The following is an 11,062-nucleotide window of genomic DNA, read 5'->3' as shown; positions in this document are numbered from 1 at the left end:
TAACCTGACAATGGACCACATTGGCAACCAATTGACAAAAGTAACCGATGCGGTAGCCAACTTCGTTTATATTGAATCCGCCGACTTCAAAGATTACAGCAATGCAGCTACCGAGTACACTTACAACAGAAACGGAGCCATGTCGCAGGACTTGAACAAGGGTATTTCGCAAATACAATACAACAGCCTGAACCTGCCCCGTATGGTGGACATCAAAAATAAGACCACCGAAGGGCGTAATGAATATACCTATTCGGCATCAGGGCAAAAGCTGAAAGCCGTACAGAAGTGGAACCCGAATTATTCTACCTCTCCCGTTATAGGCTCAACGATTAATACCGCAGCCTTGACACAAAGCCAGACGACTGATTATGTAGGTAATATTATTTACGAAAACAACGCGTTGAAAAGAATTTTGGTCGATGGCGGTTATAATGAATCAGGAAATTACTATTTTTACATCAACGACCATCTGGGCAACAACCGGATAGTGACCGACGCGGCGGCATCGGTGGTTCAGAGTACGCAGTATTATCCTTTCGGTAGTTCCTTTGCGGATGCCTCGGGAACAAGTGCCCAGCCGTATAAATATAATGGCAAGGAACTGGACGCAAGAAACGGATTGAATATGTATGATTATTCTGCACGATGGAAGGATGATTTTAGGTTTACGACTGTGGATCCATTGGCGGAAAGTTATTATAGCTGGTCGCCGTATGCCTATGTAATGAATAATCCATTGAGATACATTGATCCAGATGGATGTTCAACTCATACAGACTCTTTAGGTCATGTGGTTGCCGTTTATAATGATGACAATATGGGAGTATTTAAGCATGGTATAAGTGCAGATACATATGATGGGAATAAATTATTGGCAAAGAATGGCACTAATATGGGAGAGACTGAATATTGGGATGAATTTTTAGATCTTGAAAATGAAAATTCTAATGTTGTTGGTACAATCAAATTTGGAGAATCATGGGATGATATTATTGCTGAGAAGGCAGCGCAAGCAAAAGATATGAATATAAAAGATATTGCAATGGGTTCAAAACCAGGTGGAACATTTGATGTTAAAAAAGATTATCCAAATGGAGAGGGACGATTATTAAATGGAAAATATGCGACTGCTCGTTCTGCAGGTAACTATTTAGCTGGCTACAATGCTTCGCAATCAGGGAATGTCCCAGGTGGATTTGCTACATTTCAAAAATTAGCAGGAGCAGTACATGTTAAGCAAAGAGCATTCTCTAAATGGGATGCTGTTAATGTTGTTATTTTTAGAAATACATATGGACCTGCACCATATTATGGTGAAATTTACTATCAATATCGAAGAAGTCTTGCCGGTTGGAAAGATGCAAAGAAAAAATAATCAAAATTGTATCAAATGAAAAAATGGATATTCATAGTTATATGTTTTTTTATTGCTATTTATTTAATATATGATCTTTTTGAGCCAATAGATTCAACGATTAAACACGATTATACAATAAATTTAAAGAGTGGAAATATATATGTGGAAACTCTTGTATGGGGAGTTTCTGGAGGACATGATGCAATTGTCTTTTCTTCGAAGCCTATAGAGTCTGATGATGTTTTTGGGAATTATGATCCTGTAAACCAAATGTATAAATATAAAAATGAAAATGATATTTTAGTATACTATCAGCCTGAAATCTATTATGAAGCACGGATGGACACTTTATTTATTTATTCAATGTCAAAACCAAATGGGAAGTTGTTTGAAAATACCAAAACTCTAGTAATTATCCCCATAGAATGTAAAGTAAATGAATGGTATACTTATAAAAATAAGTATGAAGAACGCGGTTTAGTTAAGATTGAAACAAATTTGAGCAAATAAACCCCTCCGTTCGGCGTAGCGTCTCGCTGCGTCGGAGCTAAAACAAGGCTCCGCCTTGAGTAATAATAGAAAATAGTCCTGTCATTGTTGCTAATAATGGCAGGACTATTCCAACGGGGCGATGAACAAAGATTTGAATAAAGGGATAACCGAAATCCAATATAATTCCTTAAATTTACCGAAATTGATGGATATAAAGAGTCCCGTTGCAGAGGCAAGGAACGAATATACCTATAGTGCAGGAGGGCAGAAGCTGAAAGTAGTACAGAAATGGAACCCTAACTTTTCTACTGCTCCTGTTATCGGTTCGGGGATAACGGTAAATTCCCTGACAATGGCTAAGACCACGGATTACGTTGGGAATATCATTTACGAAAATAACACGCTAAAGCGGATATTAATAGATGGTGGCTATTATGAGGGCGGAGTGTATTACTATTATATAAGCGACCATTTGGGAAATAACAGAGTAGTTGTAAACGCCAGCGGCACAGTGATTCAAAAGAACCACTACTATCCGTTTGGGATGTCATTTGCTGAGAATACTGTCGCTGAACAGGGTTTGCAACCATATAAGTACAGCAACAAAGAACTGGATCAGATGCACGGTTTGAACCTGTACGACTATAGTGCAAGATACTATGAGAGTGCAATAGGGAGGTTTACTACTGTGGATCCGCTGGCGGAAGAATACTATTCATGGAGTCCATATGTTTATAGTTATAATAACCCAATACGTTTTATTGATCCAACTGGCGAAGGGCCCATTGATGGAATCATTGAAATGTTAACTAATTTAGGTTCTAAAATAGACAAGTTTTTAGGGGTAAATCAATCTTCAAATACACAGGGAGCAGATAAAGCAAGACAAGATTTAGCAAATCTCCAAGTAGGGCAGCAACGTACAGAACAGCTAGCAGCAGCAGTAAATACAACAGGAGAGATGCTTTCGGTTGGTTCTCCATTGTCTAATACAGCTACAGTAATTGCGAAATCTACCAATGGAGTAGAATCAACAGTTGGAGAAAAAGTTTTTGCAGGCTTAGAGGTCGTTGGTTTAGCTGCATCATTTATTGGTGCAGGGTTAGAAGGAGCAGTAAAAGTTGTGAATAATGTTAAAACTGGGACAAAAGCAGTAGATAAAGTTGTTGATGTTAGTAAAGCATCAGTAAAAGAGACAAATTTTGTTGTTACACCTCAAGGAGAAGCAATCCCTATACCTAAAGGTGCAGTGGGTCCAACGTCTCCAAATAAAGGAACAGGAATGGTTTATCAAGGAGGTAAAGGTGGTTATGGAATGGACTCTCGAACTACTGGGGTTAGGATAATGGATGCTAATTCAAATCAAGGTAAAAGAGTTAATTATATGAATCAATCAGGGCAAACTGTTGATCCCAAAACAGGTAAAACAATTTCAAACAAAGACCCAAGAGGACATATACCATTAAAATAATATGGAAACTATATTGAAAAAAAAGTTGATAGGAGAACAGTTAAGCTCAGTCGAGTTTGTTCAGGATTATGTACAATTACATTTTGATGGACCAAGTTTGACTCTTTATATTTGGCCAACAGTTATTATTAATAATAAAATATTTAGGTATGGAGATTCATTATATCGTGATATGCTATGTTCTCTTATTAGTAATAATATTACTCAAATAGATATCGAGCAAAATAGATATTTAAAACTTTTTTTTGAAGAAAAAAATTATTTAGAATTAAACTTAGATTCGGGAAATCCTGAAATTATTGCTGAAATTGGTTTTTTTGATGATCCTAGTGATAATAGCTGGATAGTTTTTGAATAATTTGATATTGAAGTCGCCTGTCTTCGGGATAATATATCCCGAAGCGAATGTAAGGATTTTTTATCAGCTATAGAAAGAATAACCCCGCCAGTTTTGCTGTGTGTGGTATATGGTAAAATATTTATGAAAACGATTCACTAAAAAGAGTTTTAGTGGATGGAGGATATATTGAAGGAGGCGTTTACCATTACTATTTGAATGACCATTTGGGAAATAACCGGATGATTGTTAATCAGAACGGGGTAAAAACCCAGTGGAACCATTATTACCCGTTTGGAACAGCTTTTGCCGACAAGTATGATAATGGTACGAACCAGCCATATAAGTATAATGGCAAGGAACTGGATCCGATGTACGGATTAAATCTGTATGACTACTCAGCAAGGTATATGGATGCTGCAATAGGCAGGTTTACGACTGTAGATCCGCTGGCGGAACAAGGGTATTCGTGGTCGCCGTATGCGTATTGTTTCAATAATCCATTATTATATACCGATCCTAATGGCGAATGGCCTTTTCCTTCATGGGAAAAAATAAAGAGTACAGCAAAAGCAGCAGGCGGTGCAGTCTTGAGTTTTGCAAACGGAGCAGTTAGAGCTGTTACTGATAATGCTGCTTTAGGTACAACAAATTTACGGGAAACAGGTGTGTATTCCAATGCAAAAGCATACAATTTAGGACAGGACGTCGGTGATCTCATCAGTATAAGTATAGGTACTATAGAATCAGTCGTAGGAGGTACAGAGGTTGTTGCAGGTTCGGCAGCAACAGTTGGTTCTGGTGGAACAGCAGCAGTTGTTTCTGTTCCGGCTATTGTAGATGGAGGGGTAAAAATTGTTCATGGTGTAGGTACGGTTACTTCTGGCGCCAACAGTCTTTCATCCCAAAAAGGACGAGTGTCGGAAACAAGTTCTAATGGAAATTCATCTTCGTCGGAGAAACCAATAAACCCAAAGAAAGCTGCGCGAGAAGCGGGAAAAGAACAAAGAGCAAATCAGCCTGCATCAGAAGATTATGCTAAATATAAAGCTAAAGAACTAGAGAAAAATAAAGGAAAAGATGCGAGGAGAGGGGGACACGATGCAAAAGATAAAGGAGCTCCGGATAGAACGAAAAAACAATTAGATGAAGATTATAGAATAAATAAATAAAACTGAAAAATGGACAATTTTGAAGATAATTTAAAGAATGCAATAGCTTGTAATGATGTTCATTTTCTTGAAAAACATATAAATCAACACAATATTGATTATCGTTTTTTAGACGAAGATAATGATACTTTACTTTTATATGCTATCAGTGATAAAGGAAGTGAGGCATATATTTTTTTCCTGAATAATGGAGCTAATTTAAATTTAGTAAATGACGAAGGCGAGGGAATTTTTCATAGTATAGTTTATTCTGGGTTATCAGAACGATTAATAGATATTTTAAATAGAGAACCAGATATATTGAAATTTATAAATTCTCAAACCAAAGACGGTGTTAGCCCTTTGTTATTGTCAGTATTATTGGGAAAGGATGATATATTTAATCTCTTATTAGATTTGAATGCTGATTTGAACTTAGCAGATAATGAAAATTATGCTCCTATACACTCTGCATGTTTTTTAGGCTATAAAGAAATGGTTTTGAAGCTAGTCGCAAAAGGAGTTAATTTACATGTAAAAACCAAGAGAGGTAATTACCCATTAGCATTAGCAATAAACGAAGATAATGAGGAAATTTCTAAATATTTATTTGAAAAGTTCTATATCCATTAACCCCCCCCTCGTTCGGCGTAGCGTCCCCGTTGCGTCGGAGTTAAAACAAGGCTCCGCCTTGAGTAAGGAAAGACAAATAGCCCTGTCATTGTTAGTAATAATAGCAGGGCTATTCCAACGGGGCATTATATTCAGATTTGAATAAAGGGATAACCGAAATCCAATATAATTCACTAAATTTACCGAAGCAAATGGTGATCAACAGTTCATCGGTAAAAGCCAAGAACTATTACACCTATTCGGCTTCAGGCGTGAAGTTGAGGACAGAGCAGCGTTACGACCCTACCTTGCAGCTTTCTCCTGTACAGACAACCACCCCTGCAACGGATGGTTTTACCGATTACAAGAATACCGACTACGTGGGTAATATCATTTATGAGACAGAGAAAAAGGGTGCTGCTGTAACGAACAAAACAAGAATATTGGTTGATGGTGGCTATATTGAAAACAATGTTTATCATTATTACCTGACCGACCACTTGGGTAATAACCGGATGACAGTCAACCAGAATGGGGTAAAAACCCAGTGGAACCATTATTACCCATTTGGAACAATCTTTGCCGATAAGTATACTTATGGCTCCAACCAGCACCCTTACAAATACAATGGCAAGGAATTGGATCAGATGCATGGCTTGAACCTGTATGACTATTCGGCAAGGTATTATGAGAGTGCAATAGGCAGGTTTACGACTGTCGATCCGCTGGCGGAAAAACACTTTTCTGTATCTCCATATGTATATGCTCTTAACAATCCTATGAGATACATTGATCCATTAGGAACAGATACGGTTCCAGCTAATGAAGTATGGGAATATTACCTTACTAATTATCGAACAGATGGTATGAGTGGTCTTTTCGACAAAAATGATTATGAGGTTGTAACAAATGAGGATGGTGAAGTGTTTAATCTTCATTTAATTACTTCTGGAGAAAATGAAGGGAATTATATGGCAATTCAGCAATATGGAAAGACTGAGGATGGTTATGATATTTATGAATATCAATATATTGTTGGTAAGGATAAAGTTAATGATTTCAAAAAAGGAGAAACAGAAGGAAGTGGATATTTGCGAGGAGCAGTCAAAGCTGCTACAGATGGAGGATTTGATGGGAGAAAAAGTAATCTTGAAAATGCTAAAGATTATGTATTGAGACAATTACATCCACTTAATATAATATTTGGGGCTGGTACTCGTAACCCATGGAATTTAAATGATTACAAATCTGTTATAAGATTTGGAGGGAAAAATATTGGAAAAAGTACAACCAAATCTATAGTTAATAGTATGAAGCGTGGAACTGTAACTCCCCCTAAAATATCCAATCCTCGAGGAACAGTGAGTCATCCTCTCAAAAATAAGGATATCAAACAACGCTTAAAAAATAGATAAATATGCATTATTTATTAGAAACATCAAATGATTCAATTTGGCTGAAATTAGAAAATAATGGAAAAATGGGCTGTGCTCTCCTTTTTATTGCGGGATCAGCAGGTACTATGTTTTTACTCCCTATTTTGGGAATACTATTTTTGATTTCTCAAAATGGGCAAATCTCTTTTGGCTCTATTTTAGTTTTTACTTTAGCTTGGCTTATCGCCGGGTACTTTGTGAGATTATATCTTTGGAATAGATGGGGAAAAGAGGTGTTTCATATACGAAGAAATACTTTTACGACATTTAATGATTATCATTATTTTAGAGATAATGAAAAAGAAATTATTTATTCTAAAATTAATACTTATTGCGTTTATAAAAATGAAGCTTATTTAATAAATGAGTTTGAAGATATTCGTTTAGATATTGATATAAATGAATATAGTGTTATTATTTTTGTACTTGATGAGGAAAAGATTGTATCTCACAAAGAAATCCCCATCATTGATATTATAAAGATAGCCAAACAAGTGCATGAGTTTAGCCCTCGTTCGGCGTAGCGTCCCGCTGCGTCGGAGCTAAAACAAGGCTCCGCCTTGAGTAATAATAGAAAATAGTCCTGTCATTGTTGCTAATAATGGCAGGACTATTTCAACGGGGCGATGGCGACAGATTCCCATAAAGGAATTTTGGGTATTAAGTATAATTCTTTAAATTTACCGCAGGAGTTACTGATCAAGAATACAGAGGTCAGTGGCAAGGTGTATTACACCTATTCGGCTTCAGGCGTGAAGCTGAAGACAGAGCAGCGTTATGACCCTACTTTGAGTGTTGCCCCTATGGGTGCCACCACTCCTGCCAATGATGGTTTTACCGATTACAAGAATACCGACTACGTGGGTAATATTATTTATGAAACGGAGAAAAAGGGGACTGCAATAACCAATAAGACAAAAATATTGGTGGATGGAGGCTATATTGAAGGCGGCGTTTACCATTACTATTTGAATGATCATTTGGGAAATAATAGGGTCGTAGCTAATGCAAGCGGCACGGTAATACAAAAGAACCATTATTATCCTTTCGGTACTGCCTTTGCCGAAGGCACGACAGCCGAACAAGGTAAACAGCCGTATAAGTACAACGGCAAAGAACTGGATCAAATGCATGGCTTGAACCTGTACGATTATTCGGCAAGGTATTATGAGAGTGCAATAGGCAGGTTTACTACCGTTGATCCGCTGGCGGAGAAGTATTATAGTATTAGTCCGTATGTGTATGTGGCTAATAACCCATTGAAGTATATAGATCCGACAGGAATGGCTCCCGATACAGCAAGAGTATATACTGAAACTATTGAGGGGGGGCATGCTTGGATGAGTGTTGGTGAAGGGGACGATTTGGTAGTTTATTCTTATGGACCCTATCAACCCTCACAAAGAGTTGGACGATCAAGTGGACATGCAATAACAGGAAAAGGTCATTTAACTAAATATACTGGAACTGCTGCTCAAAAATATTTAGAAAAGAAAAAACAGAGTACAGACATGACTTCTGTTAATATAACGGATGTTTCAGAAAATGCAATAATAACAGTGATAGAAGATATAATAAAGAAAGGAGAATTAAAGAAATCATTAAGCTATCCTACATTTACAGAAACAATCATAAATGAAAAAAAAGAGCTTGTTGTTACAGGTAACATTGAAACCTATGATGTTGGAGATAGTTATGGATCTTATAATTTATTCACGAATAATTGTGCAACATTTGTATCAGATGTTTTAAATAAGTCTGGTTCTAATACTTTAAATGTGAAGCGAACGGTGATAGATCGAAAACATGGAGAAATTTATTCAGTACCATCTAATCAGAGATATAGACATTTTGTTCCTTCTTTTCTACGTTCAACATTAACCAAATAAATCAAAATTTAATTATGAAGATCTTATTGAAAATATATATTGTAGTATCTATAGTTGTGTTATATTTTGCTTTGAGTATGTACGGAAGTAATTTCATGGATTTGAAATGCGCTAAAGATTTAGGTTGCATAAGGTCGGTACTACAAGAAGATATAATAATGGATATTCTTAGAGCGAATATGAAAATTTTAACACTGTTAGGTATACATATTATAGTCGGTATAATTATTAATTGTATTATTCTCTATAAAGGAAGGAAGAAATGAATCTGATTCCATCCTTCGGATATATTATCTCCATATTCCATTCGGTACTGCCTTTGCCGACAAATATGATAATGGAACGAACCAGCCTTACAAGTACAATGGCAAGGAACTGGATCAGATGTACGGATTAAATCTGTATGATTATTCGGCAAGATACTATGAGAGTGCAATAGGCAGGTTTACTACGGTTGACCCGCTGGCGGAGAAGTATTATAGTATTAGTCCGTATGCGTATTGTGCAAATAACCCAGTGAACAATGTGGATTTGAGAGGGGATAGCATTACCACTGTTATTAATACTGCTGTAGTTGATGCGAATGGGAATCAGACAATTCAAAGTGATCGATATTATTATGGGCAAGATGCAAATGGCAACTATGGATTCATTGGAGCAAATGGACAGATTTATTCTAGAAATAATCAGTTTGTCAACAATTTGACAACAGCATTAGCCGATTTAAGAGGTGGAGCCAAAGGTCAGGCATTGGTTAATGATTTGATGACTTCTACAAGTGTAGTAAATATTGCCCAGGGAGGTAGAAATGTTGCAGGTCAAAATGGAGATTATATCACATGGAATCCCAATTCTACGATGGGGGGAATGAATACTATGGGAAATGAAAATAGACCTTCTTATATTGGACTAGGCCATGAAATGGCTCATATTCAAGACACTTGGAAAGGCACCATTGACAATTCCACTTGGGTTACAGAGGGAGGTGTGGCAATACCTAACTCTGAAAAATATGCAACACATGTTGAGAATCAATTACGATCAGAGAATAATATTCCTCTTAGAACTCATTACGGTATAGATGCCAGCAGTGGAACTCGTGTAGGATTAGAAAGTACTAGGATTATTAGGGGTGGTGTCAGCTCGTTTTATATGCAATCAAATGGTACTGTTAGAGGTATTCCGTTATTACGAACTCCATATAGATATTGATAGAGCTATGAAAAGTTGTATATACATCATATTCCTTTTTTTTACTGTTTTGGTGTTTAGTACTAGTTGCAAATCTCAATCATATATTACTGTTTCGGATGATATTTATAGAATACAAAAGTCTGAATTAGGAGACAATATATTTATCAAAGCACTAAAAAACTATCGAATACAGACTCATTGGCTTGATAAATTAGAGTACTCAAGTAAAAATGATACAGTTTATGTGTTAGAGCTTCCAGGAGTACAAGGAAACTGTGATTTTACATTCTGGAATAAAGTAGACACTATTTCTTATACAAATGAAACAGGTTCATTTGAACTCACAAGCAAACTGTTGTTTACAAAGAAGATGATGCAATTAGTCTCCGATTGGGATATTAAAAGAATTAAAGAAGAAGAAAATCTCAACTCGAATCTTTTGCCTAATGAAACCATATACGCAACCAGAATTGTGTTTTCGAACAAAAAATATAAAATTGACTGTATTAGTTTCAAAGACTTCTTCAATCTGGAAAGAGACAGAATTGATTTTAGCAATTGATTTTAGCAAGGTTATGTTTTCGTAGTACGAAAACCCTCGTTCGGCGTAGCGTCTCGCTACGTCGGAACTAAGACAAGGCTACGCCTTGAGTAAGGATAGACAATAGTCCTGTCCCCCGCTCGCGCAGACGTCCCGTCTGAGTGTTGCGTAGCAATAATTATAATCCTGCCGGTATCATCATCGGCAGGGTTATTTATCTTATATATGGGCTGTTAGTTTGACAGGAAAAAGTGATAAAAGAGAGAATGAAAAAGTTGTTACTTCTGTTACTTTTTAGTTAAAATTCCTACGACAAGCACGGCAATATGCTGACCCTTCAACGTTACGGAAAAAAAGATACTGGAAACGCTGCTACTTCCTACGGCTTGGTGGATAACCTGACCATGGATCATATCGGCAACCAGTTGACAAAAGTAACCGATGCGGTGCCGAACTTCGTTTATATTGAATCCGCCGACTTCAAAGATTACAGCAATGCAGCTACCGAGTACACTTACAACCGGAATGGAGCTATGAAATCGGATTTGAATAAAGGGATAACCGAAATCCAATATAATT

The 11,062-nt window shown here is 36.7% G+C and carries 11 protein-coding genes and 1 pseudogene; all 12 read left to right on the top strand.

Annotation, left to right across the window (positions count from 1 at the left end; all coding sequences use genetic code 11):
• Positions 1–1,378 (top strand): RHS repeat domain-containing protein (locus tag ACYPZI_RS14975; protein WP_459603016.1); only part of this gene is annotated, 1,378 nt, incomplete at its 5' end.
• Positions 1,379–1,393: 15 nt separating this feature from the next.
• On the top strand, positions 1,394–1,870 hold the full coding sequence (locus ACYPZI_RS14970) for a hypothetical protein (RefSeq protein WP_459603014.1): 477 nt from the start codon (positions 1,394–1,396) through the stop codon (positions 1,868–1,870).
• Positions 1,871–1,991: 121 nt separating this feature from the next.
• Positions 1,992–3,323: an RHS repeat domain-containing protein gene (locus ACYPZI_RS14965; RefSeq protein ID WP_459603012.1), complete on the top strand. Its 1,332-nt coding sequence runs from the start codon at positions 1,992–1,994 to the stop codon at positions 3,321–3,323.
• Position 3,324: 1 nt separating this feature from the next.
• Entirely contained in the window at positions 3,325–3,681 is a 357-nt protein-coding gene (locus ACYPZI_RS14960) for a hypothetical protein (protein ID WP_459603010.1), read from the top strand.
• A 152-nt stretch (positions 3,682–3,833) separates the two neighbouring features.
• Positions 3,834–4,832: an RHS repeat domain-containing protein gene (locus ACYPZI_RS14955; RefSeq protein ID WP_459603009.1), complete on the top strand. Its 999-nt coding sequence runs from the start codon at positions 3,834–3,836 to the stop codon at positions 4,830–4,832.
• A 9-nt stretch (positions 4,833–4,841) separates the two neighbouring features.
• Positions 4,842–5,444 carry an ankyrin repeat domain-containing protein gene (locus ACYPZI_RS14950; protein ID WP_459603007.1) on the top strand — a complete coding sequence of 201 codons (603 nt, stop codon included), beginning with the start codon at positions 4,842–4,844 and terminating at the stop codon, positions 5,442–5,444.
• Positions 5,445–5,581: 137 nt separating this feature from the next.
• Complete coding sequence (locus ACYPZI_RS14945) at positions 5,582–6,838, top strand: RHS repeat domain-containing protein (RefSeq protein WP_459603005.1); 1,257 nt, start codon at positions 5,582–5,584, stop codon at positions 6,836–6,838.
• 2 nt (positions 6,839–6,840) lie between these two features.
• On the top strand, positions 6,841–7,383 hold the full coding sequence (locus tag ACYPZI_RS14940) for a hypothetical protein (RefSeq protein ID WP_459603003.1): 543 nt from the start codon (positions 6,841–6,843) through the stop codon (positions 7,381–7,383).
• 102 nt (positions 7,384–7,485) lie between these two features.
• Positions 7,486–8,748 (top strand): RHS repeat-associated core domain-containing protein, encoded by a 1,263-nt coding sequence (locus ACYPZI_RS14935; protein WP_459603001.1) that lies wholly within the window; start codon positions 7,486–7,488, stop codon positions 8,746–8,748.
• Between the two features lie 231 nt (positions 8,749–8,979).
• Positions 8,980–9,960, top strand: coding sequence for a M91 family zinc metallopeptidase (locus tag ACYPZI_RS14930; RefSeq protein WP_459603018.1), 981 nt, complete (start codon positions 8,980–8,982; stop codon positions 9,958–9,960).
• 226 nt (positions 9,961–10,186) lie between these two features.
• The gene (locus ACYPZI_RS14925) at positions 10,187–10,504 is read left to right on the top strand and encodes a hypothetical protein (protein ID WP_459602999.1); all 318 of its coding nucleotides are present in this window, start codon (positions 10,187–10,189) and stop codon (positions 10,502–10,504) included.
• Positions 10,505–10,809: 305 nt separating this feature from the next.
• Positions 10,810–11,062, top strand: a pseudogene (locus ACYPZI_RS14920) (RHS repeat domain-containing protein); the annotation flags it as partial.

It is taken from the genome of Dysgonomonas reticulitermitis (assembly GCF_054601275.1).
This window is presented reverse-complemented; position numbering and strand designations above follow the sequence as displayed.

Excerpts from the sequence above, each read along its gene's own strand:
- ACYPZI_RS14950 (WP_459603007.1), top strand. The coding sequence starts at position 4,842 with ATGGACAATTTTGAAGATAATTTAAAGAATGCAATAGCTTGTAATGAT.
- ACYPZI_RS14965 (WP_459603012.1), top strand. The coding sequence starts at position 1,992 with ATGAACAAAGATTTGAATAAAGGGATAACCGAAATCCAATATAATTCC.
- ACYPZI_RS14960 (WP_459603010.1), top strand. The coding sequence starts at position 3,325 with ATGGAAACTATATTGAAAAAAAAGTTGATAGGAGAACAGTTAAGCTCA.
- ACYPZI_RS14970 (WP_459603014.1), top strand. The coding sequence starts at position 1,394 with ATGAAAAAATGGATATTCATAGTTATATGTTTTTTTATTGCTATTTAT.
- ACYPZI_RS14940 (WP_459603003.1), top strand. The coding sequence starts at position 6,841 with ATGCATTATTTATTAGAAACATCAAATGATTCAATTTGGCTGAAATTA.
- ACYPZI_RS14935 (WP_459603001.1), top strand. The coding sequence starts at position 7,486 with ATGGCGACAGATTCCCATAAAGGAATTTTGGGTATTAAGTATAATTCT.